At 62.7% G+C, this 24,976-nt stretch carries 25 protein-coding genes and 1 riboswitch; of the genes, 5 read left to right on the top strand and 20 right to left on the bottom strand.

Annotated features, from left to right (window positions below; all coding sequences use genetic code 11):
• Window positions 1-7 precede the first annotated feature (7 nt).
• Window positions 8-397 (bottom strand): hypothetical protein, encoded by a 390-nt coding sequence (locus QQZ18_RS11765; protein ID WP_284541115.1) that lies wholly within the window; start codon window positions 395-397, stop codon window positions 8-10.
• A gap of 203 nt (window positions 398-600) precedes the next feature.
• Between QQZ18_RS11765 and QQZ18_RS11760 the strand changes: the two genes are divergently transcribed.
• Entirely contained in the window at window positions 601-2,502 is a 1,902-nt protein-coding gene (locus QQZ18_RS11760; RefSeq protein ID WP_284541114.1) for a PfkB family carbohydrate kinase, read from the top strand.
• Between the two features lie 153 nt (window positions 2,503-2,655).
• Here QQZ18_RS11760 and QQZ18_RS11755 read toward each other — a convergent pair whose 3' ends face one another.
• The 12 genes from QQZ18_RS11755 to QQZ18_RS11700 all read right to left on the bottom strand — a co-directional run bounded on the left by QQZ18_RS11755 (window position 2,656) and on the right by QQZ18_RS11700 (window position 13,950).
• Entirely contained in the window at window positions 2,656-4,026 is a 1,371-nt protein-coding gene (locus QQZ18_RS11755) for an MFS transporter (RefSeq protein WP_284541113.1), read from the bottom strand.
• Between the two features lie 232 nt (window positions 4,027-4,258).
• Window positions 4,259-5,149, bottom strand: coding sequence for a ribokinase (locus QQZ18_RS11750; protein WP_284541112.1), 891 nt, complete (start codon window positions 5,147-5,149; stop codon window positions 4,259-4,261).
• On the bottom strand, window positions 5,146-6,366 hold the full coding sequence (locus QQZ18_RS11745) for an iron-containing alcohol dehydrogenase (RefSeq protein ID WP_284541111.1): 1,221 nt from the start codon (window positions 6,364-6,366) through the stop codon (window positions 5,146-5,148). Before QQZ18_RS11745 ends, QQZ18_RS11750 begins: the two co-directional genes overlap by 4 nt.
• A 1-nt stretch (window position 6,367) precedes the next feature.
• Complete coding sequence (locus QQZ18_RS11740; RefSeq protein ID WP_284541110.1) at window positions 6,368-7,033, bottom strand: HAD family hydrolase; 666 nt, start codon at window positions 7,031-7,033, stop codon at window positions 6,368-6,370.
• A gap of 72 nt (window positions 7,034-7,105) precedes the next feature.
• Complete coding sequence (locus tag QQZ18_RS11735; RefSeq protein WP_284541109.1) at window positions 7,106-8,080, bottom strand: nucleoside hydrolase; 975 nt, start codon at window positions 8,078-8,080, stop codon at window positions 7,106-7,108.
• Window positions 8,077-9,048: a carbohydrate kinase family protein gene (locus tag QQZ18_RS11730; RefSeq protein WP_284541108.1), complete on the bottom strand. Its 972-nt coding sequence runs from the start codon at window positions 9,046-9,048 to the stop codon at window positions 8,077-8,079. Before QQZ18_RS11730 ends, QQZ18_RS11735 begins: the two co-directional genes overlap by 4 nt.
• Window positions 9,041-9,742: a phosphoribosylanthranilate isomerase gene (locus tag QQZ18_RS11725; protein WP_284541107.1), complete on the bottom strand. Its 702-nt coding sequence runs from the start codon at window positions 9,740-9,742 to the stop codon at window positions 9,041-9,043. Before QQZ18_RS11725 ends, QQZ18_RS11730 begins: the two co-directional genes overlap by 8 nt.
• A complete protein-coding gene (locus tag QQZ18_RS11720; RefSeq protein ID WP_284541104.1) occupies window positions 9,735-10,550 on the bottom strand; it encodes an energy-coupling factor ABC transporter ATP-binding protein in 816 nt (271 codons plus the stop codon). Before QQZ18_RS11720 ends, QQZ18_RS11725 begins: the two co-directional genes overlap by 8 nt.
• The gene (locus QQZ18_RS11715) at window positions 10,547-11,395 is read right to left on the bottom strand and encodes an energy-coupling factor ABC transporter ATP-binding protein (protein ID WP_284541103.1); all 849 of its coding nucleotides are present in this window, start codon (window positions 11,393-11,395) and stop codon (window positions 10,547-10,549) included. Before QQZ18_RS11715 ends, QQZ18_RS11720 begins: the two co-directional genes overlap by 4 nt.
• Window positions 11,395-12,243 carry an energy-coupling factor transporter transmembrane component T gene (locus QQZ18_RS11710; RefSeq protein ID WP_284541102.1) on the bottom strand — a complete coding sequence of 283 codons (849 nt, stop codon included), beginning with the start codon at window positions 12,241-12,243 and terminating at the stop codon, window positions 11,395-11,397. Before QQZ18_RS11710 ends, QQZ18_RS11715 begins: the two co-directional genes overlap by 1 nt.
• On the bottom strand, window positions 12,233-12,793 hold the full coding sequence (locus QQZ18_RS11705; RefSeq protein WP_284541101.1) for an ECF transporter S component: 561 nt from the start codon (window positions 12,791-12,793) through the stop codon (window positions 12,233-12,235). Before QQZ18_RS11705 ends, QQZ18_RS11710 begins: the two co-directional genes overlap by 11 nt.
• A 674-nt stretch (window positions 12,794-13,467) precedes the next feature.
• The gene (locus tag QQZ18_RS11700) at window positions 13,468-13,950 is read right to left on the bottom strand and encodes a DMT family transporter (protein ID WP_284541100.1); all 483 of its coding nucleotides are present in this window, start codon (window positions 13,948-13,950) and stop codon (window positions 13,468-13,470) included.
• 74 nt (window positions 13,951-14,024) lie between these two features.
• On the opposite strand from QQZ18_RS11700, the gene QQZ18_RS11695 reads away from it, so the two are divergent.
• From QQZ18_RS11695 to QQZ18_RS11680, 4 genes are all read left to right on the top strand, one after another.
• Window positions 14,025-14,963, top strand: a complete 939-nt coding sequence (locus tag QQZ18_RS11695; protein ID WP_284541099.1) for a LysR family transcriptional regulator — start codon at window positions 14,025-14,027, stop codon at window positions 14,961-14,963.
• Between the two features lie 314 nt (window positions 14,964-15,277).
• On the top strand, window positions 15,278-16,309 hold the full coding sequence (locus QQZ18_RS11690) for a GNAT family N-acetyltransferase (protein ID WP_284541098.1): 1,032 nt from the start codon (window positions 15,278-15,280) through the stop codon (window positions 16,307-16,309).
• A gap of 187 nt (window positions 16,310-16,496) precedes the next feature.
• Entirely contained in the window at window positions 16,497-16,775 is a 279-nt protein-coding gene (locus QQZ18_RS11685) for a Nif11-like leader peptide family RiPP precursor (RefSeq protein ID WP_284541097.1), read from the top strand.
• A 67-nt stretch (window positions 16,776-16,842) separates the two neighbouring features.
• Window positions 16,843-17,166 carry a Nif11-like leader peptide family RiPP precursor gene (locus tag QQZ18_RS11680; RefSeq protein ID WP_284541096.1) on the top strand — a complete coding sequence of 108 codons (324 nt, stop codon included), beginning with the start codon at window positions 16,843-16,845 and terminating at the stop codon, window positions 17,164-17,166.
• Between the two features lie 209 nt (window positions 17,167-17,375).
• Here the strand turns inward: QQZ18_RS11680 and QQZ18_RS11675 are convergent, their stop codons facing one another.
• From QQZ18_RS11675 to QQZ18_RS11645, 7 genes are all read right to left on the bottom strand, one after another.
• The gene (locus QQZ18_RS11675; protein ID WP_284541095.1) at window positions 17,376-18,359 is read right to left on the bottom strand and encodes an energy transducer TonB family protein; all 984 of its coding nucleotides are present in this window, start codon (window positions 18,357-18,359) and stop codon (window positions 17,376-17,378) included.
• Window positions 18,356-19,081, bottom strand: a complete 726-nt coding sequence (locus tag QQZ18_RS11670; protein ID WP_284541094.1) for an adenosylcobinamide amidohydrolase — start codon at window positions 19,079-19,081, stop codon at window positions 18,356-18,358. The genes QQZ18_RS11675 and QQZ18_RS11670 overlap by 4 nt, the downstream gene beginning before the upstream one ends.
• Window positions 19,082-19,873 carry an ABC transporter ATP-binding protein gene (locus QQZ18_RS11665; protein WP_284541093.1) on the bottom strand — a complete coding sequence of 264 codons (792 nt, stop codon included), beginning with the start codon at window positions 19,871-19,873 and terminating at the stop codon, window positions 19,082-19,084. It abuts the gene before it with no gap.
• Window positions 19,870-20,868 carry a FecCD family ABC transporter permease gene (locus QQZ18_RS11660; RefSeq protein ID WP_284541092.1) on the bottom strand — a complete coding sequence of 333 codons (999 nt, stop codon included), beginning with the start codon at window positions 20,866-20,868 and terminating at the stop codon, window positions 19,870-19,872. Before QQZ18_RS11660 ends, QQZ18_RS11665 begins: the two co-directional genes overlap by 4 nt.
• Window positions 20,865-21,779, bottom strand: coding sequence for an ABC transporter substrate-binding protein (locus QQZ18_RS11655; RefSeq protein WP_284541091.1), 915 nt, complete (start codon window positions 21,777-21,779; stop codon window positions 20,865-20,867). Before QQZ18_RS11655 ends, QQZ18_RS11660 begins: the two co-directional genes overlap by 4 nt.
• A gap of 13 nt (window positions 21,780-21,792) precedes the next feature.
• The gene (locus tag QQZ18_RS11650) at window positions 21,793-23,631 is read right to left on the bottom strand and encodes a TonB-dependent receptor plug domain-containing protein (protein WP_284541090.1); all 1,839 of its coding nucleotides are present in this window, start codon (window positions 23,629-23,631) and stop codon (window positions 21,793-21,795) included.
• Window positions 23,632-23,910: 279 nt separating this feature from the next.
• A riboswitch (cobalamin riboswitch) is annotated at window positions 23,911-24,112 on the bottom strand.
• A gap of 146 nt (window positions 24,113-24,258) precedes the next feature.
• A complete protein-coding gene (locus QQZ18_RS11645) occupies window positions 24,259-24,972 on the bottom strand; it encodes a DUF1638 domain-containing protein (protein ID WP_284541089.1) in 714 nt (237 codons plus the stop codon).
• Window positions 24,973-24,976 lie beyond the last annotated feature (4 nt).

The raw sequence follows: 24,976 nt of genomic DNA, 5'->3' as shown, positions 1-24,976 counted from the left end.
TCTCCTTTCAATCGTCCTGGAGAGCCTCATGGAGCTGCTGCACACGCAGCCGGTGCTGCTTCGCCATGGCCGGATGCAGGAGCGGGGGCGGTTCGTCGGCCGTTGCCAGGAAAGAGGCGAGTTCCGTCTTGCGCGCCCGGAGCTTGTCACCGCGCTCCTCCACGGTGTCGATCGAGATTGCATCCTTGAGATAGAGATCCATGAGGCGCTCTTCCTCGCGCCCATTCCGCTCTATCTCGGATTGGGCGGCATCGATGTTGGCGCGGTTCTCCATACGTAGCCGGTTCATCTCTTGCGTATCGGCGTCACAGAACTCGGCGAAGATCGTCGGATCGAGCATCCGGTTGCGCAGCGCATTCAGCGCCCGCGACTCCAACTCGTCGCGCCGGATGTTCACGCGGTTGCCGCAAGTGCCCTTGTTGCGAACTGTGGCGCAACCGATCAAGGTCGTGGAGATCGCCGAATAATGCCGTTTTGAACTGCTTCAGGTTGATCTTCGCGCAGCACCACGCTTGTCGACCCGCCAAATAAGCGGATGCGAATTTTGGACATGTGATGCTAAGTGTGTTGCACAGAAAGAGGCACGTCAGAGGGAACGCCGTGAACATCAAAGACATCGCTCGGATTGCCGGTGTTTCCACTTCGACCGTATCAAAGATCGTCAATAACAAGGATGACAGCATCAGTCCCGAGACAAGGGAAAAAGTTCTTCGCATCGTCAAACAATATCATTACACCCCATACGCAGCCGCGTCGAAGGGGACCAAGAAATGGACGATCGGCGTGCTGCTGCGGTCTTCCATTTCCTTTGACAGCACGCTCGACGGAATCATTCAGGCAAACCAGGCCGCCGGCTATGGAACGCTGGTGTTCAATAGCTATTCCAACGCCGAGCAGGAGTTGAAGAACATCGCGGCCGTCTGCCAGCACGAGGTGGATGGCATCATCTGGGAGCCTGCCAGCGCGGAAAGTCTCGCCCACGCATCCCACCTCGAGGCGAGGAACATCCCGGTTCTGACGATCGGACCCTACGGTGGGGATGAATCTCTTCTCCTCCCGTATAAGGAGGCATCCTACAAGCTCACCCAGGAGCTCATCGAACGTGGCCACCAGAGCATCGGATGTCTGATTACGCGTGGCCGACGCAAGAAAGACTTCGTGAGCGGATTTCGTGCCTGTCTGTTCGATCACAACATCATGTTTGACGAAGGCATGATCTTCTACGATCTCGACGATACGCTGATCGGTAAGATTAGCAGCCGCAGCGTCACCGGTTTCCTTTCGTCGCACTACAGGATGGCTCTGGAGCTCTATCATCTGGTGGGATCGTTGCATTATCGCATCCCCGAAGACGTATCCCTCGTCTCTCTCAAGAACGACACCAACGAGGCGCTCGCCTATCCCGGCAACACAGAGGTATCGACATACACCATCCGGAATGCCGACTTCGGCTCCTATCTGTGCGGAAAGCTTCTGAACACGATTGAAAAGCAGAACGAGTCTCCGCGCTCGTTCGTTCAGAGATTTCATCTCGACAATACGCGGACGCTGGATGCTCCGTCGCAGCTGCGCATGAAAAAGATCACGGTGATCGGCAGCATCAACATAGACACCTACCTGTCGGTGCCGAAACTTCCGAAGGAAGGCACTACGGTCAGCGCCCGGATGTCGTCAAAGTATCCGGGTGGAAAGGGCGTCAATCAGGCCGTCGGGGTCGCCAAGCTTGGCCACCGGGTCTCGCTTATCGGCAACGTCGGGGGCGATGCCGGCTCTGATTACATCTACAAGGAAATGACGCGTTGGGGCGTGGATACGGCCGGCATCCGCAGGTACACACAAGCCGAAACGGGGGAGGCGTATGTCTTCGTCGACCCTAACGGAGACTCGATGATCTCGGTGCTTTCGGGCGCGAACGCATTGCTTTCGCCCGAGGACATACGCGAGAGGGAGCAGCTTTTCGAAAATGCGAGCTACTGCCTCGTTCAGTCGGAAGTACCGATGGAGACGGTCGCCGCCAGTTGTCAGGCCGCGCATCGCCATGAATCGATGACGATCGTCAAGCCGTCGTCATGCGATTACCTGCCGGATGAGGTGATTGCCGAGATCGATATTCTCGTGCCGAATGAGAACGAGCTGAACATCTTGTGTCCCGGGAAGGGGGCGATGGAAGATAAGGCAGAGCTGCTGCTCGCCCGCGGGGCAGGAGCGGTCATCGTCACGCTCGGTGATCGCGGTTGTTATCTTTGCACGCCGGACATCCGACGCCACTACCCGGCAGCCAATTTCAAACCCGTCGACAAGACCGGCGCCAGCGACGCCTTCATAAGTGCGCTGGCATCCTACCTTCTCTATGGACACTCTTTGGAGGAGGCGACCGCCATCGCTATTTACGCGGCCGGTTTCATCGTCACCGGTGAGCGCGTCATACCTGCCCTTGTTGACAAGTACACACTTGAAAATCGTCTGCGCCAGATGGGCGTTTATGCTTCCCCGGATCCGTAAGGGCGGACAGCTGCAGTCCCGATGGGATGATTTTCGCCGAATATGCGCTGAACAGATGCGGGGTGACATTCTTTCGAACGCCACTCCGTAACCAGAGCTTTCCCGGCGACAAGAGTTCGCCGGGAAAGCTGTTTATGGACGCGGATCCAGGCTTTATGCCTCGTCCTGGGCAGCGCGCGAGTGGCTGTAGATCATCTTCATGGACGCGATGAAGATGACCATCGCGACCAGAACGATCACGCCACCGATCATGAAGACGTTCGAGTAGGTTGAAGCCAGTCCGGCCGGAGTACCGGAAAGGCTGCTGCCACCCATCGCGCCCTGGCTCATCAACTGACCGAACAGGGCTACGCCGACCGAGCCGGTGATGGCCTGAAGTAGGTCGTTGAAACCAAGCGCGCGACCCGTTTCCTCTGCCGACACGGTGAGCGTGGCAGTGTCCACGATCGGCTGGTAGAAGAAGGACGTCCCGAAGTAGTAGATGCACGGGGCAAGGGCGAGGGCCCAGATCTGGCCGTAGGGGATCAGCAGTGCCACCGCGATGAGGCCGCTGCCCATGCAGCCGAGAGCCAGAACGACGGAAGCCTTGCGCCCGATCTTCCTGATGATCGGTCCGGCGGCAAATCCCATGATGGCCGCAAGAATGATCGACCAGACCAGAAGGTTCGAAACCTGCGAAGAGTCGATGCCGTAGACGTTGAGGCCGATCGCATTGATGCCAGCATTCAGGGTGTAGCTGAAGAAGTAGCCCACGAAGATGACGACCATGGTCATCGCAAACGCCGGGTTCGTCAGCATCTTCGGCGTGATGAACGGGGTCTTCGCCTTGTTGATGTAGACGACGAAGGCGATCAGCGTGACCAGGCAGGCCAAGCCCCAGAACCAGTTCATGTCGGTGAAGAACATGGTCACCGAAGCCGCGAACAGGCCGATCAGCGTGAAGCCTGCGGCGTCGATTTTAGCCCCCTTGGCGTGTTGGTCTGGAAGGGTCTTCATCAGGATCGGGATGAAGAACACGGCCAGGATGCCGATGCCGAACAGCCAGCGCCAGTCGACGAGGGTCATGTAACCCGCCAGGAAGACGCCGAGGGCGGCAGCGAAGCGGAACACCGACACGAAGATGCCGTACCAGATGACCCTGTTCTTCTTCTCCACATACTTGGAGACCAGAACCAGGAAGATCGATCCGGACACCTGCCAGCCAGCCGACTGCAGAATGCGCGCGGCGATGACGATCCAGATGCTCGTCTTGCCAAAGCAACCGAGCACGGAGCCGAGAACGAACACGATCGTTCCAAGGATCATCATCTTCTTGAGCGAGACAAAGTCACCGAGCGAGCCGTAGATCACGCAGACGATGCCGAGCACGATGCCGGGCAACGAAGTGATCAGCGGCGCGAGGCCTGGCTGGCCAAGCTGATCTCCGATGTTCACGTAGATCATGCCGAACGCCTGCAGTTGCAGGACGCCGAGAGTGAAGATCACGAGAACGATCGGAATTGCGACCCGCGCCATCTTGTTCATGGCCGCGAATTCCGCGGTTCCCTCCTCTGGTACAGGAACGCCGTTCCTGCTCTCGTCAATTGCCTTGCTTTCCATTCTCCCTATCCTTTCTCTATTCGATGGGTTTCACGACTGTGCTGCGTGGTCTGCTCGGCCCATCTCCGCAAACCTGTGGCGTTACAAGCCGCCGTGTGTTCGGCGCGCTTGATGCATTTCTCGTGTTTCGGCGACGAATGGCTGCCGGGTGCCCGGCCTATCGGCCGAAAGCCATCACCTCTTCGATGCGTGGGATCGAGGGTGAGGCGCCAGGGCGCGACACCGCGATGGCTGCGGCCTTGGCTGCCGTGTCCAGTGCGGTTGCCGCCGGGGCCCCGCTTGCTCGCAGGGCGAGGAAATATCCGGCGAAGGTGTCTCCGGCCGCCGTCGTGTCGACAGACCGCACGTCATAGGCGGGTTGCTGGATCTGCTCGTCGCCAGCCGCAAACATCGATCCTTTCTCGCCAAGCGTGAGGACGATGTCAGCTCGCGGAAACCTTTGACGCGTTGCCACGAGCCGTTGGTTCGGGGTGCCCTGGCAGCCACTGAGGGATGCCGCCTCGATCTCGTTGAGAATGAAGCAGTCAATGGCGTCGAGGTCGGCCTTGAGCAGCGCTTCGTTGATCGGCGAGGGGTTTAGCACGATCCGCAAGCCGCGGGCTCTGGCCGCCGTGATGCAATATGCGAGTTCGCTGATCTCGTTCTGAAGCAACAGCCAGTCGCCCTTGCTGAACCCAGCGAGCACCTCGTCGATGAATGCCTTGGTGACCGCCATGTTGGCGCCCCCATGCAGCAGAATGCAGTTGTCCGCGCTCGCGTCTCGCTGAATGATCGCGTGGCCGCTTGGCGTTCCCTCGCACGTCCTCACCCAGGTGACATCGACGCCCGACTCGACGAGCAACTCCTTGAGGAACAGGCCATCCTTGCCGATCAGACCCGCATGGTGGAGATGGCCTCCGGCTCGGCTGAAGGCGAGCGACTGGTTAAGCCCCTTGCCGCCCGAGAACACATGGCGTGCGTTTGAGGAGATGGTCTCGCCCTTGCTGACGAAGTGATCGACGTCATAGACGAAATCGATGTTGAGGGAGCCGAAGTTGAGTATTTTCATGGCATGGCTTCCGGCGTTTTGGAGGTCTGAGCGCCTTCGAAGGCCGCTTCGTAGACGCGGCGGCAATCGTCCCGATTGAGCCTTGCTACCGAGCCGATGGCCTGGTCGGGGCCGAAGAACTCGATGTTGTCGAGCATGCGGTCCACCTCATTGGTCGGAACGCCGAACTCGATGAACGACACGGGCATGCCGAGCGAGCGGAAGAAGGCCTCGGTCGCCTCAATGCCGCGGGAAGCCAGAGTGGAGACGTCTCCCGCCTCGTCCTCGAGGCCGAATACCTCGCGGGCATAGCGGGCAAAGCGTGCGGGATTGCCGGTGCAGGCGGCGCGCATCCACGAGCCCATGACGATCGATAGAGTTGCGGCGTGAGGGATATCGTAGAGCGCGCTGAGCTCATTTCCGATGATGTGCGTCGACCAGTCCTGATCGCGCCCGACCCCGAGCGTGTTGTTCTGGGCGATGGTGGAAATCCACATGATCTGAGCGCGATGGTCGTAGTTGTCCGGCTCGGCAAGACACTTGGGGCCGATGTCGCACAAGGTGCGCAGCACCGCCTCAGCCATGCCGTCGATGACGCCGAACTCCGGGTCGTCGGTGAAATAGCGCTCGCAGATGTGCGAGAACATGTCGACGATCCCGCAGGCGGTCTGAAAGGCCGGCAGCGTGGTCGACAGCTTGGGGTTCATGAATGCCAGCGCGGGCCGGACGACCGGCGCGCTGACCAGAAGCTTCATGCCCTTTTCGGTATTGTTGATGACGGCAACCTGGCTGGATTCGCTGCCCGAGGCGGGGAGTGTCAGCACGACAGCGACGGGCAGGGTGCGGGCTGGAGTCGCCGCTCCAGTGAAGTAATCCCAGACGTCGCGATCCGATGCGGCACCGAGAGCGATCGCCTTGGCCGAGTCGATCGCGCTGCCGCCGCCGATCGCCAGAACGGCATCCACGCCGATACGCTTGGCAAGATCGATGCCCTCGCGAACCAGGGACAGTCTCGGGTTCGGTTGGACCCCGGCAAGCTCGACGTAGCCGATGCCTTCGGCTGCAAGGCTATTCCTGATTGCCGGGAGAAGGCCGGTATCTTCAAGGTAGCTGCTGCCGTCATGATGGATCAGCGCCTTGCCAGCTCCCAGTTGGGCCAGTTCCGCGCCAACCTTGCATTCGGCGTCCCGGCCAAACACGAACTTGGTTCCGATCTGTAATGCGAAGTCTTTGAACACCTCATTCTCCCTTCTTCAGAAGGGCGCTGACCGCATCGACGTCGGCGACGCAGAAGGTCGGTGACTGGGCGCGCAGCGACTGCTCGTCGCCGTCGCCGTAAGTCACCGCTATGCAGTCGATGCCGCTGAGGCGGGCTGCTTCGACGTCGCTCCACGTGTCTCCGACATAGACGCAGTGGCGGCGTTCGACCTTGAAGCGTCCGATGGCCGAGGCGATCATCTCGGACTTGGTCATCTCCTGCCCGTCGGTCTCGTCGGGGGTGATCCAGCCATCGAACAGCCGCGCCCATCCCTTGACGGCGAGAATGTGCTCAAGTGCCTCGCGCGGCTTGTTGGTGACGATGAAGTTGGTGATCCCGCCGCGACGCAGCTCTCCGATCAGTGGCAGAACGCCCGGATAGAGGTTCGTGCCGGCGTACTCGTTCATCTTGCGGTAGTGCACGCGCACGAGCCGCTCGAACTCCGCCAGCATCGCTTCCCCGGGGAAGGGCTCGATGAAGCGGAAGAGTGTGCCGATGGGCTTGCCCAGATGGCTGTTGTCGCCAATGATCTCGGCGGGCAGGCGCCCCCCGCAGCGTTCGGCGGCGAAGGCAAGCGACCCCCAAACGTCGAGGCTGGTATCGGCCAGCGTGCCATCAAAGTCCCACAGCACCAACCGGTATTTCATCGTGCTTCTTGCCCCTTTGGTCCCCGCGCGTATCCCGGTGGCGCACCGGGCCGGGATACGCGCGGATTGGTGTCACGCGTAGTTTTGGAGGGTCTTGTAGAGGAGGGTCATGAAGCCCGGGAAATCGAGCTCCAGGGCGCCCTCCGCGTTGGGCGCCTCGCCTCGGAAGTCCATCTGGGGCTTGCGGCACAAGTCGACCTTGGGGTCCACGCCGCGCAAGTGACGGTAGTCGCAGACCGTCATGCCGCGCGTGAGTTCGCCCTTGAGCTCGATGTCGATGTGCATCGGCGCCGCGATGATGAGCGAGGGGTCGATGATCCATGCCGCGGCGCAGGCGTCATGCATGTTGGCGCCCGTCAGCTCGGCGCTTGCGACCGTGCTGTCGATGAAGAACTCGGTCAGGTCGGCGGCGAAATGGGCGGCCTTGGTGCCGATCTCGCGGAAGCGGGCAACGTGCTCGGCCGTGAGGCAGCACTGGCGCGTCAGATTGATGCCGGCCATCTTGACGTGCATGCCGGAGTGGAACACGCGATAGGCCGCTTCCGGATCGACGTAGATGTTGAACTCGGCGGTGGGCGTCCAGTTTCCATAGGTAACCGAGCCCCCCATGATGCACAGTTCGCGCACGCGCTGAGCGATGCGCGGCTCGCGATTGAGGGCCGCGGCGATGTTGGTGAGCGGGCCGGTGGCAATCAGCGTCACGTCGTCGGTGCTCATGACCGTGTCGACGATGAAGTCGACCGCGTGGCGATCCTGCGGCTTGTGGGTCGGTTCGGGCAGGACGGGGCCGTCGAGGCCGGTCTCGCCGTGGAACTGAGGAGCGGTGACGAGCGGCGTCACCAGCGGGCGGCTGTGTCCGGCGTAGACGGGGATCTTGTCGGCGCGGCCCAGCACCTCGAGCACCTTGATGGCGTTACGGGTGACGTTTTCGAGGGTGCAGTTGCCACCAATCGTTGTGATGCCGAGCACGTCCAGATGCTGGACGGCCAGCATGATCGCAAACGCGTCGTCGTGCCCGGGATCGCAGTCCAGAATGACCTTTTTCATTTACTCATAACTCCTCGTTGATGTTGGGCGAGAAACTCCGCGAGCTGTTGGGCGTTGGGGGAGCTTCTCGAGCCGCTGCGCTCGACGGTGTAAGCCGACACCGCATTGCCTGCCTCCAGGGCGCCGGCGAGCGTGCGCCCCTGGAGAATCGCGCTGATGAATCCCGCGTTGTAGACGTCGCCGGCGCCGATCGTGTCCTCGACGGTGACGGGAAAGGCCCGGGCGATCACTTCCTGAGAGCCGTCCAGCCCTATCGAACCGTTGGCCCCATCGCGTGCCACGACCGTACGGCCATCGACCGCGAGCGCCCGCGCGTTGTTGAGCCAGGCTTTTCCGCCCAGATGGGCAAACTCCTCTGGCCCCGATCCCAGAAGATAGGTCGCGTGCGGGATGATGCGTTGCAGGGCCTCGCCGAACTTCGGACAAAGCACGCCTTCATCGACCCTGAGGTTGAGGTCGAAGGAGGTCGTCACCCCGGCGGCATGCGCTTCCTCGAAGATCCGGATGATCGTGGCGCGGGCGCTGGTGTCGTGGACCAGCGACATGCCCGAGGAATGCACCCAGTCTGCCTTGCGAACGCGCTCGAAGGAGACCTTCTGCGCATCGATCACGGTGAAGGACTGATCGACGCGAGGCCACCCCCAGAGGTAGCGTTCGCCACGATCGTCGACGAAGGCGAACACGCCGACGGTGTTGAGCGTCGGATCGACGATCAGGCCGGACGTGTCGATGCCCGCCGACGCGAGGTCCTGCGCGACAAACCGGCCATACTGGTCGTCACCGACTGTGCCGATGAACGCGGTGCCGACGCCAAGTTTGGCAAGGGCCACGGCTGTGTTGGCCGAGGTTCCGCCACCTTGCAGTTCGGGCGTCGGGTATTCGACCCGCGTTCGCTCTGCGTCCAGAAAGCGGGGGTAGGGGACGATGATATCTACGTTCGCGTCCCCCACGACGACGACGTTATGCATCCCTGGACGCCTTGATGAAGGCTTCGACTTTGGCGGGATCCTTGCAGCGGTCGGTATTCGCCCGTTCGTCGTCGTAGTTGGTCAGGCTGAAGGAATCGACGCCGTAGGGGCGCGTCATGTGGATCGCTTCGGCCACGTTGCCGGCGTGCAGACCGCCTGCGATGATGCAGGGCACGCTGGTGGACTCGATGATCGCCTTGTCGATCAGCCGGTCATGCTCCAGGCCGGTTGCGCCAATGTCGGTGGACGCCGGCGCCTTGGTGTCGATGAGGAAAAAGTCCGACACGGGCGCGTAGTCCGCCACGTATTCCAGGACCTTCTGGTTCTCCAGAGGCACCCCGGCGAAGACTGGAATGGCCTGCATGATCTTCAAGCCCGGGAACCGCCGCTTGAGCTCGGCGACCTGGTCGGGGCTGATGTCATCGATTTCACCGGATAGGTGGAGCACGTCCGGGAAAGCTTCCTTGAGGTTCTCTGTGATCTCGTCGATGTCACCGGCGACGGTCAGGCCGATCCTGACGGCGTCGCTCTGTACGCCATCGAAGATTTCCTTGGCGCGCTCACAGGTCAGTTGCCCTGGAGTGCGCTTGATTTTCCCATATGAGACGCCGATGTGCTTGCTGCCCATGGCAACAACCATGCGGGCATCTTCGACGGTCCTGATTCCATAAATCTGTACGACGACATCAGCCACGTCGATCCCTTTCCTGTTGAAGTGCTGTGATGAGGGCGCCTACGCCAAACACGGTGTCCGGCAGCCCCGCTTTCTGCGCCACCCGGGTGATGGGGGGTGGCGCGACGAACGATTGCTTGAGGATGTCGATCTCGGAAAAGACCGATCTGGCCGGCCCATCGAGCAAGACCTGGCCGCGGCACATCAGGATCACCCGAGAGAAGTTCGCGGTAACGAACTTCATGTCATGCGAGATGGTGATGCACAGCTTCCCTAGGTCCCTGAGCTGGGAAATGATCCGCTCAAGGCGCCTGTTTCCATCGACGTCCTGGCCACAGGTCGGCTCGTCGAACACGATGGCTTCCGGATCCATCATCACGACCGCGCCAATCGTGCAGAATCGCTTCTCCACGGGCGTCAGGTCGAACGGATGCACATCGAGCTTGTGCTGCAGCCCGACGAGCTCCGCCACGCGCACGACCTGGTCTTCGACCTGTTCCTTCGGCATGCCTATCTGGCGAGGTCCGAACTCGAACTCCTTCCGGACGCTATCGAGAAACAGCTGGTCGGCCGGGTTCTGGAACGCGTATCCGATCCTTTTCGCCCACTCGCACGTCTGTCGATCGCCGATGTCGACGCCATCGATCATGATGCGGCCGCCGGTGGGCTTCAGTATGCCGTTGAGATGCTTGGCCAGGGTCGTCTTGCCGGCCCCGTTCTGTCCGATGATGGCGACCGGCTCGGTCCCCGACATGGTCAGTGTAATGCCGGAAAGTGCTTTCTCTCCGGTGGGATAGAGATGCTCGAGTTCTCTGATTTCGATGTTCATCGCAACAGCCCCCTGACCGTTGCCACCGTCGGTTCTTCCGTGATCTCTATGTCCGGAATGCTCCAACCGCTGTCGATAAGCGCGCGCGAAATGTTGACATAGTCGGGCGCGTTGACGCCGTGATCCTGGAGTGTCGGCGATGTGAACACCTCGCGGGGCGTGCCGAGTGCGGCGATCTCGCCTTGATCGAGCACCAGCACGGTGTCGGCGCAGCGAGCGACGCGCTCCATGTCGTGATCGACCATGACGATGGTGACCCCGTCGTCATTGAGGCGCCGGACGACGTCGAAGATCTCCTCGGCGCCCAGCGGGTCGAGCTGTGTCGTGCACTCGTCGAGGACAAGTATTCTGGGCTCCAGGATGAAGACCGAGCCGAGGGCAACGCGCTGGACCTGGCCGCCGGACAGCTCCAGCGGATTTCGATGGAGGATGTGCTCGATGCGCATCAGACGGGCCACCGTGTCGACCCGCTCCAGCATATCGGATCGCTCGACCCCGTGATTTCCGAGCCCGTACGCAAGTTCCTCGGCCACGCTGCCCGCCGTGTACGAAAGCTGGTTGAACGGGTTCTGGAAGACGAGACCGATCGTGCTGGACAGGTCGGCGACGGTGGACTCGCTCACTTTCGTGCCGTCCACCACGACATCGCCGCGCGTCTTGCCCGTGAAGTAATGCGGCACGAGGCCGACGAGAGCATTGCACAGGGTGGACTTGCCCGACCCGTTGGCGCCGATCACGCAGAAGACTTCGCCCTCACGGATCGCGAAATCGAGGTGCCTCACCGCGTACCGTTTGTCGCCTCGGTACCTGAACGAGAAATCGTTGACTTCAACCGCCGATACCATCAGTTGCCTCCCCCTGCCGGGAGAACGCCGAGCCGCATGAGCGTCGAGACGATCAGGACGATGACGAAGAAAGCCAGGAGCAACCAGTTGGCCGCGCGGTCGGATGCCGTGTAGTGGACCTCGACATAGCTGGTTCTCTTCACCCCGCGAATTCCGAACCCGCGGGTCTCCAGCGTCATGCCGCGTTCCTGGGCATCGGTCAGGGACGACATGACGACCGGGCCCATCAGGGGCAGGTAGGCCTTGATGCGGGCTACGAGACCGCCGCTCGTCTGCAGGCCACGAGCGCTCTGGGCCTCCTGGATTACCGACATTCGGCGCTGCATCTGCGGCACGACGTTGAGGCTCGCCAAGACGAGGTATCCCATCTTGGCGGGCAGACCGCTGTTGGTGAGCGCTGCGACGAGCCGACCGGTATAGGTCGTCTTGTTCATCAGGTAGAAGCTGCCAAGGAACACCAGCAGGGTGACGACGAGCTTCGTCGCGTAGAGAATCCCCTCCAGCCCGAGCTTGGCAAAACCGAGGTCGGCGATGAACGTCACGTTCCTGGGGCTGTAGCATCCCTGAATGAACAGCAGCATCACGCTGATGGGAATCCCGAAGCCGAACATGATCTTCGCGAACTCGCGAGGCATTCTCGCGAGGAACGACACGACGAACAGCGCGACGACCAGGGCCAGGCCGAGCCAGGGATTCGGCCAAAACATGGCGCTGAGCCCCAGGCAGAACACCGCGAGGATTTTCGTTACCGGGTGCATCCGCTCGACAACCGTGTGTCTCGGCACGAAAGCATCGAAGCCCGTGCTGCGGGTGCGTGGAGGCGCACCGCCGGTGCGTTCAGTCGTCATCGTCGTCACCGGCTGAACTGGTTTCGTACTGGCTGCGGAAGTTCTGCGGGATCCCCTTGACGATGAAGTACGCGATGAACACCACGATACCCTTGTCGACAAGGTTCTCGATCATGGACGACGAGAAGACGGACACCATGATGTTCTTCATGGCGACGATGAGCGTTGCGGTCAGGATCGACGTTCCGTTGGCGCCGGTGGCTCCGCCGTAGACGAACACGGTGATCGCGGAGGCGGAGACCGCGTTGACCAGCGTGCAGGCGAGCCAGACGAGCACGACGCCCCATAGCTTGGCGAACAATCCGGCCTTGGCCATGTAGCCGACGGTCAGTCCGCACAGCACGCTGACGACCGCGTAGGGCAGGTAGACGGGGTTGGCGACGAGGGCCAGGAAAATGTTGGTCAGCAGGCCACAGAGTGCCGCGACCCACGGCCCGGACAAACAAGCGATGACGATCGTACCGATCGTGTCAAGGAACAGGGGAAGCTTGAGTGTCGAGCACAGCGTCCCCCCTATGAGGTTGATCCCGACCGCAATCGGGATCAGCACCAGCGATTTCGTGGAGAACTGGGTTTTAATCCCCCCCCAAAGCGACAATCCTCTTCCCATGTCGCCACCCCCCTTCAGTCTTCAGTCGCCCGCGGAGCTCCGCGAATCGACCACTTTCCAGAGTACTTGAGAAAATGTTTTACGAAACTAGTTTCTTATCTGCTCGATGACAAGCGCGGACTACCCCTTAGGTTGGGGATTAGGCCGACGGGATCTCATTCCTGATCAAATGCGCCCATCGGCTTCCGCCCGTTTAGCGGTGCTTTTAGGCATTGGCCGCGTGCGGCCCCGCTGCCTGTTCGATCGCTGTCTGGGCATCTGCGGGCGGGCAAGCTCAAGAAGGGGGGCCTGATACGCCCTGCGCGACATCACAGATCCCATCGCCGCGATATCCTGATGAGGAGAGAGGGCGCAGTGCAGGCTATTCATTGAGCTGGCGGACATCGGTTCTTGAATTCCAATTCCAGGGCCGACACAGCCACTTACGCTGTCGTGCGAAAAAGCCCGATACGTCCCTCCGGACCCAGCAAATCCTTCACCGCATTCAACAGATCGGTGTGTCGCAAGTTGTGAGAGAACCTGCCCCCGCAACCAAAATAGCCCGCCAACTCATTGAGTTGGCGGTTTTATATTGTTCGTTGCGGGAAGCGGGAGTTGCTCCGGAATCCAATCCGTCACGAAGCGGCGGGCGGTCTCAGTCCCAGTGCCTGCGGTTGCATCACGATCAGCCCGAGAAAGATCAGGCCGAGACCGGCAACGCGGGACCATGAGACGGGTTTTTGAGGCAGGCCGACAAGGCCCCACTGGTCGATGATGATCGATGCCAGCATCTGCCCGGCGATGACCGCCGTGATGAAGCCAGCGGCGCCGAGCTTGGGCGCAAGCATGAGCGCTCCGGTGATATAGGCGACGCCGACAATGCCGCCGATCCATATCCAGCGGGGCGCCTGTGCGAGGTTCGACAGGGACGGCGCCTGTACCTTCACCAGCAGCATGATGGGCACGATGCAGGCGAAGCTGACGCAAAGGGATATGAGCGTGCCCCACAGCGGATGGCCCAGCGTCCGTCCGAGGGCCGCATTGGCTCCGGCCTGAAACGGAACGACCGCACCGGTTATGATGGCGGCAAGTATGAGAAGCGGTGCACTGATCTGCATGGCGAACAACCTCCGATGCGCACCAGATGCACTATTTGCTTTGTCGATGGAAATTCAGATGTACTATATTGTGCATGCAGGATTCGAATAATCTTCGCGGTATCGACCTCAATCTTCTGGTGGTCCTTGATGCCCTCCTGGCCGAACGGCATGTGTCGCGCGCGGCCATCCGGCTGAACATGAGCCAGCCCGCCGTCAGCCATGCGCTCGCGCGTCTGCGCCTGCTGTTCGATGATCCCATGCTGATCCGCCGTGGCGGCAAGCTTGTCCCAAGTTCCAAGGCGCAACAGATCGCGCCGACCCTGAGCGAAGCCCTGCGACAGATGCGGGAGGTTCTTGGCCCGAGCGGCTTCGATCCTGCGCGGGAGACGCGGAAATTCCGCCTTGCGATGTCCGACTATGGCTCCGGCGTTATCCTTCCCGGTCTGCTGAGACTGCTGCGGCTTGAAGCGCCGGGCATCGATCTGGTGATCACCCAATCAGGCCGAGAAGCCATGCTTCGTCTGGTGCTGGACGGGGAATGCGATCTTGCCCTGGGCGTCTTCCCCGATCTTCCCGAACGGCTGGAAGCCGGACAGCTTACCGTCGAGCGCTTCGCCTGCCTTGCGGACAGGCAGATGATGGCGGGCCAGGACTGCCTCGATCTGGAAGCCTATCTTTCGCGCGCCCATGTTCTCGTGGCGATGAATGACGGAGCAAACACCGAAATCGACACGGCCCTCAAGGCCATGGGCCACGTCCGCCGCATCGCGGTCACGCTGCCGCATTGGGGGAACGCGCCACGGCTGATCCACGGAACGGATCTGGTTCTGACCGTCGCGCGCAATGCCCTTGCACCTTACGAAAATGACCCGTCAGTCATTATCTTCGAGCCGCCGTTTCAAATACCGCCATTTCCCTTCGTCCAGGTCTGGCATGAACGGAGCGGCGGCGATCCCGCTCATCTGTGGCTGCGCAACGCCATCGCGATATCTCTGAGTGCCAATCCTTCCTTGGCGCCTCTACGGCCATAGCATCGATCTCAGGAAGACGCCTGCGAACCTCGCGGCCATGTGGGGCGTGGGCGAACGGCTGCCGCGATGTCCCTGTCGGGCGCCCGATCGGGCGTGTCTTCTCGTGCCAATCGAAGGGAATGATCATGATCTCAAGGCCAGATGAGAACGGCGGCGCGACTCTGCCGACGTCCTATCCCAAACTCCGCCGATATCGTCCCAAGGGTCTAGGCAGCGCTTTATTTTGCGCCTCAGTACAGTCACATAGGCCGAAGGGGCGCGACGAAGGGCGTGGCATGCAAGCGGGTTCACAGACAGGACGGGTTGCCAGTCGGGTGGCGGAACAGGCGGCGATGCCCCAAGCAGCGTCCTTTCCGGTGCTCAAGGGCAATGCCGTATTGTTTTCCTCGTTCACCTTCGGGCAGATCGGCGGCTGGCTCAATCCGGTTCCCGATGATGTCATCGCCGTCGGCCTCGTCGTCAGTGCCCGTCCGGTCGGCTTGGCCATAGGCTTTCTGCAGTCCGGAAAACCGCGAGCCACGCTGACCTCGATCGTAGTGGCGCCGACATTTCGCAGGCAGGGACTCGGCAGGCGACTTCTTGATGCGTGGCAGGCGGAAGCCTCCGTGCGAGGCGCCTCCGCCTGCACCGCAAGCTACATCGAGGCGATGTCGGGACGGGAAGGTCTGGAGGCGCTGTTGGCCGATGCCGGCTGGACGGCTCCGCGTGCGACCGGTTTGGTGGTCGTCGGCCGGGTCGGCAGGATGGTGGATGCGGGGCGCTCCTGGTCGAGCGTGAGAGATCGTCTCGCCGTCTCTCGCACATACACCTTCGATCCGCTCGAACTCACGGCGACCGACGTCGCGGCGGTGGAGCGCTATCTCGCCGATCCCGAGGCGGCGGACATGCTCGGCCCTCTCCACCAGAGCGAGCATCTGGCGCGAGACTTCAGCATCGCCATCCGCCGGGATGGTCGGCTCGTCGGATGGCTTGTCGCTGCGGAGACGCATCGCCCTCTCCTGGACGGCACCACGAAAGAGCCGGCGATCCGCTATCTCGAGGCCTACATCGATCCGCTCCACCGGCAGAGCGGGATCATGGTCGGTGCCTACTACCACTGCTATGCGAGGCAGCTGGCGCTGCTCGGCCGAGATTCCATCGCGGTCTACTACACCAGCCACGAGAACCGACCTCGCATGGTCGCGCTTACCCAGCGTCGCTTTCAGCCGATCGCCGAGCGTGTGGAGACAATCCTCAGCGTCAGCGTCTCGTTGATCGGCTTGGAGAATGACGCGCAAGATAGCGTCAACAAATTTAATGTATATAAGAAAGAATTGACGAATAATAACAGTATTATTTCCGCATAATCGAGCGCTTACCTGGTTTCATAAGCAGATATCTCGCGTATCGAACGCCTGAAGTGGGTACTGGGGGCGTCAGTTATTGGCGTGACTGGCGCTTCGGAGGCAGTTCCGCTGCCGCGCTTGACGAAAACCATATTCATAGCCGTTGGCAATCGATCAAATGGCCAAACAAACTGGAGGGACGAACACGATGAGCATGATGGAGTTGGAGCAGTTCTACGACAAGGTTCGGACGAGCGAGAAGCTGGATGCCGAAGCTACCTCGGCACTTCAACTGGGGCCGGAGGCTTTGGTTGCCCTCGGTGCTCGCGAGGGGTTCAGCTTCTCGCAGGACGAGCTCGCCGCCGGGCTTGAGAAGCTCTCGGGCGGCCAAGAGCTATCGGACAAGGATCTCGATCTCGTGGCGGGCGGCACGTCCAGCGAAGTGGCCAGGCCTGGTCTCAAGGGGGGAGAGCGACGCAACTGGTAGCTGCTCGTTGCTCCCACGAAAGCTTTGCTGCGCCGCTTGAGGCAAACCACGTTCATGGTCGCAGGCGGTGGGCGACGTCGTCAGCCAAACCGAAGGTAAAAGTACGATGGGCATGAAGGATCTGGAACAGTTTTACGACAAGGTTCGGACGAGCGAGAAGCTGGAGGCCGAGGCCACCGCTGCACTTCAGCAGGGGCCTGAGGCTCTGGTTGCCCTCGGCGCTCGCGAGGGGTTCAGCTTCTCGCAGGCCGAACTGGCCGCCGGGCTTGAGGAACTCTCGGCCGGTCAGGAGCTGTCGGACAAGGATCTCGATCTCGTGGCGGGTGGGAGCAGGCCCAATTGCTCCGACAGGCCGAGCGGGAATCCGGACGACTTCAGAAAAATAGCTTAGAGCGACGGTTCGGCTTCTTGTTGGTATGACGATCAACAAGCGACAAGAGCGAAAGAACCCCGGCGGTGCAAAGCCTTGCCGGGGTTTTGTCTTTGGATGCAGCCGCCAATAACCGGAGCCGTTCCGAAAAATTGCCTGCTGAGCTGCCCCGGGCGTCCTTGGGACGAGGCTCGTCGATCCGGCTTGGTTCGACGTTGTTCGGTCCGGTACTACTTGAACTCCATGACGAGCGACATCGTCAAAGACGTCTTTCCAGTGGAGGGTGGGATCGGCGCGACTGGCGAGGAACGGCGGACGATCTTCAGGGCTTCCTCTTCGAGTGACTCATCGTCGCTTCTTTCAATCACCACATCGCCTAGCCGACCATCGGCGGCGACGCTGAAGCGGACTTCCACCCGGCCGCGTTCCGCGCTCGGCTTACCGGATTGTTGGGCCGCGATTTTGGCGCGTATCGAAGCGAGGTAGAGCGCCAGGGGCTCGTTCTTTCCGGTTGGCGCTGCCGCCGCCCCTTGGTCGGTGCGCTTGGCCGATCCGGCTTGCCCCGCTTTCGCGACCGCGCTTGGCTTGGGACGGCGGTTGGGCGCCGGTTTCTCATCCTCAACCTTATGCTCGACCGCCGGAGGCTTGGGCTCCGAAGCAACTGGCTTCGGAGTGGGGGCGGGAGGGTCGGTGCGCTTTATCTCGGCGGGGGAAGGCGGTGGAGGCAGGGCACTCGTTTCGGCCGGTCGAAGCTCGCTCTTGGCTTCGAGAGGCGATTGAGGGCTTTCTGGAACGGATTGATCTCTGACATCCACCGGTTCCCGCACTAGGGCAACTTCGGGCTGCTCGACGACGGCCTGCGCTTTCTCCTGAGAGTTGGCGACCGCCACCGGCTCCGGCGGTGGAGGCGGAGGCGCCTGCTCGACGGCGGGCTGGGGTGGCGGAACGGCCGTCACCTGTCGAGGGATGGTTGTCGCGATACTGCCGGCGATGGAGGGCGAGACGGCCCTAACCTCGTCGGGAAGCACGAACTCCACATCGACGACGTCCACCTTCGCGTCCTGCCCGATGTCGATCGGCTTGGGTCCACTGCCGATCCACATGAAGACGGCGGCGTGCAGGCCCAGCGATACCGCCGTGGCGAGACACCAAGGCTGTGTCGTGAGCGACGTGGTCTCGGACCATCGGGAGAGGCAGATATCGCTGTCGCTCATGGCCCGATGCCCGGCGGATGGTTGGAGTCGGCCTCGGACTCGAGCCATCGCGCGGATTGCTCGATCCAGCGAACCGTGCCTCTCCGTGTTGCCTCCACCACTGACGCGCCGACCGCCTCCCCGATGGCGGTATGCAAGCCGGAATAGCAGGCCGTTCCACCGAGAGGGGCCGCGACCACGATGCAGTCGGAGCCGGTGCCTGTAACGATTTCGCGCCCGATGCTCTCGGTCGTCCGCAGAATGGCGACGGTGCGAGCCTGGGCGGCGATGGCGATCGTCTCGACCAGGGCGCCATCGCTGAGGGGCTGGGACACGTGGACGAAGGTGTTGACCGTGCCGGGAATCGGCGCTTCCTCGGCGCTGCCGGCAAAGCGTCGCCGCCCAACGAACTCGCCGTTGCCGAGCCCGACGGTCGTGATGGCGATCGCTTCGGTTCCTTCGATCGTCGTGCGGCAGATCTCGTAGGCGCTGACATCGCAGGCCGTCATGAGACCGACCGTGTCGGTGAGGCCTTGCCGGGCAAAGGCGTCTTCAAGAACAGCAACCGGCTCGCGGCCGATTGGCAGGTCGGAGTCGTTGACTTCGAGCCAGGCGACGGTCTTGGCAACCGTCAGGCCCGGCCGGGAAATTGACCAGCTGAGCATGCGCCGCGGTTCGGCAAAGCGCAGGGCAAGGATCGGCCGACAAAGATCGATGACGAAAGGCAGGCCGGTCGGATCCATCTACCTCACCTCCCGGCGTTGTTGCCCGACGAGACGCAGCGGCACAACGATCAATCCGTCGGCGTCTCTGTCGAACCGCGCTTCCACGCCGTAGGTCTCGGCGATCCGCTCGGGAGTCAGCACGGCCTCGGGGGCGCCTTGAGCCACGATCCGGCCGCCCTCCAGCAAAATCAGTCGATCGCACCAGCGCCCGGCCAGCGTCAGATCGTGGAGGGAGGCCAACACGGTATGCCCCGCCCGCGCCATATCGGCGAAGATCTGCACGGTGGCCAACTGGTGGGCGGGATCGAGCCCGGCGATCGGCTCGTCGGCCAGCAGGATTGGCGTCTCCTGGGCAATGAGCCGGGCGAGCAGCATGCGGGCGACTTCACCGCCGGACAGCCTGTCGGAAGGCCGGCTGGCCAAGTCCTCCAGATGCGTCAGGCGGAGCGCCCGGGCCACCGCCTGACGGTCGGCGTCGCTTTCTCGGGACAGGGGCGCACGGTAAGGTATCCGACCGAGGCCGACGACGTCGGCGACGGTCAGCGGCCAGGCAACATGCCGATCCTGCCCGAGATAGCCTATCCGGCGTGCTCTCTCGCGGGCGGAATATCCGGCAAGCGGGCGGTCGTCGAGCGTCAGCTCGCCGCCATGCGGTACGGCCCCCGCAAGTGCGCGCAGCAAGGTCGACTTGCCCGCTCCGTTCGGACCGATCAGTCCGACGAACTCGCCGGGTTCGAGCTTCAGGTCGATCGCTTGCAGGATCGTCCGGTTTGCCACCCGGACGGCAAGATCATGCGCGCTCAGTTTCATCGCATCGATCTCCGGCGTTCGTGGAGAATGAGGCGGAAGAAGAAAGGCGCCCCGACGATCGCCGTCACGACCCCGAGTTTCAGGTCCCGGCTGGGCAGTATCAGGCGAACGGCAAGGTCCGCCATGGTCAGAAGCGTCGCTCCGCCCAGTGCGCTGGCAACCATCAGGCGGCTTGGCCGGGAGCCCACCAGGGGCCGCAACACATGCGGCACCACGAGACCGACGAAGCCGACGACCCCGGTGACGGCCGTCGCGCCGCCGACGGCGGCGGCCGTCGCGAACAGAATGATGGCGCGAACCCATGCGAGGCGGACGCCAAGGCTCGATGCGGTCTCTGCGCCGAGGGTCATGGCATCGAGCGAGCGGCCGACGCTGGCGAGCAGCAGCCAGCCGACTGCCATGAAGGGCAGGGCGAGATAGACGTGGTCGAGGGAACGGTCGCCCAGCGATCCCATGCTCCAGAACACGATCTCCAGCGTGGCAAACGGGTTGGCCGACAGATTGAGTGTCAGCGCGGTGAGCGCCGACGTCAGGCTGGCCACGGCGACGCCGGCCAGGATCAGGCCGTTGCCGCCTTCGCCCTGCCCGGCCAGGGCGAAGACCAGTATGGCAGCGAGTCCGGCTCCGGCGAGGGCCGACACAGGTAGCGCCAGCGGCGAGGCGTAGGCGAGACCGCTGACGATGGCGATGACGGCCCCGAGGGCTGCGCTGGACCCGATGCCGAGAACGCCTGCGTCTGCCAGCGGATTGCGCAGCCAGCCCTGCAGCACCGCGCCGGACAGGCCGAGCGTCGCGCCGACGCAGACGCCGAGGATGGCGCGCGGAAGGCGGATTTCCCGCATGACCATGGTCGTGACGCCCTCGTTGCCGAACAGGGCGCCGAACGCGTCGCCGATGCCGATGTTCGATGGGCCGACCAGCAGCGAGCTCGCGAACAGGACCGCCGTCAGGATGGCGAGCAGCGCGACGAGCGCCGGGAAGGACAGGCGTCTCATGGCGCGGGTCTCCGGTGGGTTGCCTGCCGGTGACGTTCGTCGACGAGACGCGCGATGGCGTCGACGACGAATGGCGTCCCGCAGATGGTCGAGCGGTCGGGCAGCACCATCAGGCGGTCGCCATTGTCGGTTGCCGCCATGATGGCGGGATGTCGAGCATTCGGAAGCGCCTCCGTCGACCAGCTTGCCTCGGCCCCGCCGACCAGCACGAGGTCGGGCCTGCCGGCCACGAGGGTTTCGAGCGGCAAGGCACCATAGGAACCGAGCCCCAGTCTGGCGGCAAGGTTGTCCCAACCGGCCGCCGTCAGGATCTCGTCGGCCAGGGTCCCCCGGCCGTCGGTACCGTTGCCGATGTGATAGACGACGGCAACGGGCTTTTGGGCGCTCTCGCTCGCGTCGCTCTCAAGGGCGGCAAGGCGGGCGTCGAACTCGCGGACGAGTTCGTCCGCTCGTTCCGTCCGCCCGAGGAGTTGGCCCATCCGCGTCAGGTTCTCGCGGATGTCGTCGAAAGAGTTGGCCGGTGGGAACTCCTCGACCCGCACCCCGAGCCGGCGCAGCATGCCAACGGTCGCTCGCGACGTGAAACTTCCGGCCAGAACCAGATCGGGGGCCAGAGACACGACTTCCTCGGCACGCCCATCGTTGACCGGCAGGGCCGCCGCCGCGTCCGCCATGTTGGACAGGGCCGGGTCGCGCGCGAGGCGCGATACCGACGCGAGCTGCCCGGGGGCGGCGATCGCCATGGCCTGCTGATCGGTGCACAGGTTGATGGACACGACCCGGCCGGGCGCACCGTCCGCCGCCTGGCCGGATTCCGTCAATGCCGCGACGAGGGCGCCCAGAACGGCGCAGGCGGCAAGATGCCGCCGTTGCCGCTTCGGTGACCGCTCGCTCGTCGTGGGTTCGTTCATCGCGACGCCTTTCTCAATAGCGCGCCTTCAGTTCGGCATAGACCGCCCGGCCTGCCGTGCCATAGCCCCAGATCGTCTGGTATTTTTCGTCGAGCAGGTTCTTGCCGGTGAGCGAGAGGGACACATTGTCGGTCCAGTCCCAGGTCAGGCCGGCGTCGAGCAGGAAGTAGTTGGGCAACTGGCGGATCTGGCCGACCGAATAGTCGGTGTCGATGCTGTCGCCCACCCATGTGCCACGCAACGTCAACGTCGTGCGATCGTTCGCTTTCAGCGTCGCGCCGGTGGTTACCTTGTGTCTGGGAACCCGCATCAGCCTGCTGTCGTTGGCATCGACGGCTTCGGTAAAGGTGTAGCCGGCATCCAGCGTCAGATTGTCGAGCAACTTCAGCCGGCCGGTGAACTCGATGCCCTGGCTTTTCGAGGTGCCCTCGATCTGGGTGTAGGCCCATGTCGAGGTATCGTAGCTGATGAGATTGTCGGTATCGATGTTGAAGTAGGTCAGCGACAGGCGAGCGCGATTGTCCCAGACCTGTTGATCGATGCCGATATCGAAGCTGCGGCTCTCCTCGGGCTTCAGGTTGGCGTTGCCGTAGGTCGGGGCATGAAGCTCGTAGAGCGACGGCGGGCGGAAGCCCGTTCCCCAACTCGTCCTCAACTTGGTCGACTGGGTGGCCTCCCAGGCGGCGGTGACGCGCCCGGTGGGATGATCGCCCCAGCTCGAGTGATGATCGTCGCGCAAGGCGGCGGTCAGGGTGACGTCGGTTATCGGCTTCCACGAGGCCTGCGCGAACACGCCGGCGTTGTTCATGCCGGCATCGACGCCTCCGGTCGTCCTGGCGTCTTCCGTCGTGTAGTCGAGGCCGGCGGACAGGCCGATCGTCTCCGTCAGGGCCAGATTGCCCAGATATTCGATCTTCGTCCTGCGGCCGTCATATCGCCCGGGGCTGGAATCGTAGACCTCGCGCGTGAGGTCGTAATGCTGCACCGCGATGGTGTTCTTGAGCCTGCCGTCGAGCAGGTTGAAATCGGCGCCGACCCTGGCTCCGACCTCGCGTCCGATGGTGTGAAACCGCAGTGCGCCCGTCTCGTCGATGGGCTGACCGAACCCGGTCATCCAGTCGTAGGAAAAGTCGTCGTAGTTGCTGCGCCGGTAGGTGTAGCGGGCAGCCGCGAACAGGCGCAGGGCCTCGTTGGCCCGGTAGCTGGCGTTGATCGAGGCGGTGCTATTGCCGTAGCCGTCGGCTTCGGTGTTGCCGTTGTCGCGCTCGGCGGACGAAAAGCCAGACGTCTGAAAGCGCTGGAACGAAGCGCCCATTTCGAGTGCGTCGGTCGCGGCCGAAACGCCGTAGCGGACGGACTTGGTCCCGTAGGATCCGCCGCCGACACTCGCGCTATGATGCACGCCCTTCTCATCGGCGGTGCGGGTGGTGATGTCGATCACGCCGGCGACCGCCGTTCCGCCGTAAAGGGCAGACTGCGAGCCGCGCAGAACCTCGATCCGCTCGACGTCGCCAAGAAGAAGATTCTCGATGCTCGGCCCTGCCTGAGGCTGGGTCGGGTCGGAGACGTCGATGCCGTCGACGCGGACCAGAACATAACGGGCGCCGAGGCCGCGCATCTGCATCGTCGTCGTCGAGCCTGCCGGTCCCGCCTGGGAAAAACCCAGTCCGGGAACTCGCGCCAGCAGGTCCAGGACCGTTGTCTCGCCGCTCCGCTCGATCTCCTTGCGGCCGATCACCGTCACGGACGATCCGACCGCGGCTTCCTCGGTCGGAGTGCGGTTCGCCGAGAAGACGACCTTGCCGAGGTCATGCGCTGCCGTCTCGTCGGCCAGCGCGCCCTGGCAGGGCAATGCCGCCGCCAACGCAGCAAGAGGTGCCGCACGGCAGACCGTGGGTAGCCGTAAGTTGCCGTTTCCAAATCGTTTTCTTGTATTCGTCACGCGCCCATACCTCCGCCGTCAAGTGTCGCACCGGTCCCTCGCGGATCTCGCAAGGGCGGTGTTTTCGGAGCCGTCGGTTGGCGGGCTGATGATCGGCAAGCAAAGGCCATCGGTCGGTTCCGCGTCGCGAACGGCGTTGTCGTCATCACTCACGCGGAAACCCGTGACCCAATACCCCACGTATCGGGATCAGGAGTGACAGAAGCGGCAGGTCTCCTGGCTCACGAGTCATCGTCGGATCCCGCCTTCCCGGTGGCAACGCCGCCAGTGGCTTCTTGGGAACGACTCGTCGTTCACAGTTACGGGGGTAGCCGCGGAATCGACCCGCTTTGGGATCTCACCGCTGTTCCCTTTGCCCGTCTCGCGACGGACCGCTTCAAACCTTGGGTAGCATGCGGGCACACTGAAGACCTCAGTCGCCCTGACTTACTGGCTGGCCCAGTCCATGAAGAGCCAGCGGTCTCCTAGTCCTCCTATTCGATTGCTGCCTGCTCAAAGCCGAGCGGGCAGCCCTACACTATAAAGCGAGTCGCCGGCTCATGGCTCGGTTGCACTCCCGCAAACGGCACGATGTTCACACCTTGCCGGTTGGCTCGCCATCATCATGTCGAGCGTGATGCACTCTCCCGGCGGAACCATCAGGACGTCGCCGTTCCAGTCGCCGTCCGCCATCTGCTTCAGAAGCGCGAGACTGCCTTCCATCTCCACGTAGTCCAGGCCGAAGTTTGCCGCGTGGGTGCGAGCGTAGAGACGATCGCTTTCCAGCGGTTCTACCCCTGGCATGGTGATGTAGACGAGCCGCCGGTAGTGGCCGAGCATCTCTTGCATGACCGCCGCCGCCCGCTCCTGGCCGAAGCGCTTTTCAAGACGCGGATAGTCGTCGAACACCGAGCCGGTGCCGTCGCCGATGTAGCCGCGGGTCAGAAAGTAGCTGCCCGGATCGCTCTCGAGAAGGTCGTTGCGGGCCTGGCGCGAGCCGAGAAACGCGCCGATGCAGTCATCCGTGCGCAAGAGGACGAGCCGCGACTGCCGGGTCGACAGGCCCACGGTTGCCTGCGCGCAAAGACCGTAGCCGAGATAGATCGGGTCGTAACTGCCATCGGCCGCCTCGACGGCCGCCCGAAGGGCTTCGTGCAGACGGCGAGGGCGGTTGTGCAAGCCGATTTCCAAGCTCTCGAACGACCAGTCGGCCGGCATCAGCGCTCGGAGTTCGTTCAGCATGACCTGGCAGGCGATGACTTTGGGCGTCATGGCG

The sequence above is a fragment of the Pleomorphomonas sp. T1.2MG-36 genome (assembly GCF_950100655.1).
In the GTDB taxonomy this organism is placed as follows: domain Bacteria; phylum Pseudomonadota; class Alphaproteobacteria; order Rhizobiales; family Pleomorphomonadaceae; genus Pleomorphomonas.
The sequence above is the reverse complement of the archived record's forward strand: the minus strand, read 5'-3'. Positions and strand labels throughout refer to the sequence as shown.

Bases quoted from the DNA above. Each gene is read 5' to 3' on its own strand.
- QQZ18_RS11755 (WP_284541113.1), bottom strand. From the start codon at position 4,026: ATGAACAAGATGGCGCGGGTCGCAATTCCGATCGTTCTCGTGATCTTC.
- QQZ18_RS11750 (WP_284541112.1), bottom strand. From the start codon at position 5,149: ATGAAAATACTCAACTTCGGCTCCCTCAACATCGATTTCGTCTATGAC.
- QQZ18_RS11740 (WP_284541110.1), bottom strand. From the start codon at position 7,033: ATGAAATACCGGTTGGTGCTGTGGGACTTTGATGGCACGCTGGCCGAT.
- QQZ18_RS11735 (WP_284541109.1), bottom strand. From the start codon at position 8,080: ATGAAAAAGGTCATTCTGGACTGCGATCCCGGGCACGACGACGCGTTT.
- QQZ18_RS11730 (WP_284541108.1), bottom strand. From the start codon at position 9,048: ATGCATAACGTCGTCGTCGTGGGGGACGCGAACGTAGATATCATCGTC.
- QQZ18_RS11720 (WP_284541104.1), bottom strand. From the start codon at position 10,550: ATGAACATCGAAATCAGAGAACTCGAGCATCTCTATCCCACCGGAGAG.
- QQZ18_RS11715 (WP_284541103.1), bottom strand. From the start codon at position 11,395: ATGGTATCGGCGGTTGAAGTCAACGATTTCTCGTTCAGGTACCGAGGC.
- QQZ18_RS11710 (WP_284541102.1), bottom strand. From the start codon at position 12,243: ATGACGACTGAACGCACCGGCGGTGCGCCTCCACGCACCCGCAGCACG.
- QQZ18_RS11700 (WP_284541100.1), bottom strand. From the start codon at position 13,950: ATGCAGATCAGTGCACCGCTTCTCATACTTGCCGCCATCATAACCGGT.
- QQZ18_RS11695 (WP_284541099.1), top strand. From the start codon at position 14,025: ATGCAGGATTCGAATAATCTTCGCGGTATCGACCTCAATCTTCTGGTG.
- QQZ18_RS11685 (WP_284541097.1), top strand. From the start codon at position 16,497: ATGAGCATGATGGAGTTGGAGCAGTTCTACGACAAGGTTCGGACGAGC.
- QQZ18_RS11675 (WP_284541095.1), bottom strand. From the start codon at position 18,359: ATGAGCGACAGCGATATCTGCCTCTCCCGATGGTCCGAGACCACGTCG.
- QQZ18_RS11670 (WP_284541094.1), bottom strand. From the start codon at position 19,081: ATGGATCCGACCGGCCTGCCTTTCGTCATCGATCTTTGTCGGCCGATC.
- QQZ18_RS11665 (WP_284541093.1), bottom strand. From the start codon at position 19,873: ATGAAACTGAGCGCGCATGATCTTGCCGTCCGGGTGGCAAACCGGACG.
- QQZ18_RS11660 (WP_284541092.1), bottom strand. From the start codon at position 20,868: ATGAGACGCCTGTCCTTCCCGGCGCTCGTCGCGCTGCTCGCCATCCTG.
- QQZ18_RS11655 (WP_284541091.1), bottom strand. From the start codon at position 21,779: ATGAACGAACCCACGACGAGCGAGCGGTCACCGAAGCGGCAACGGCGG.
- QQZ18_RS11645 (WP_284541089.1), bottom strand. From the start codon at position 24,972: ATGACGCCCAAAGTCATCGCCTGCCAGGTCATGCTGAACGAACTCCGA.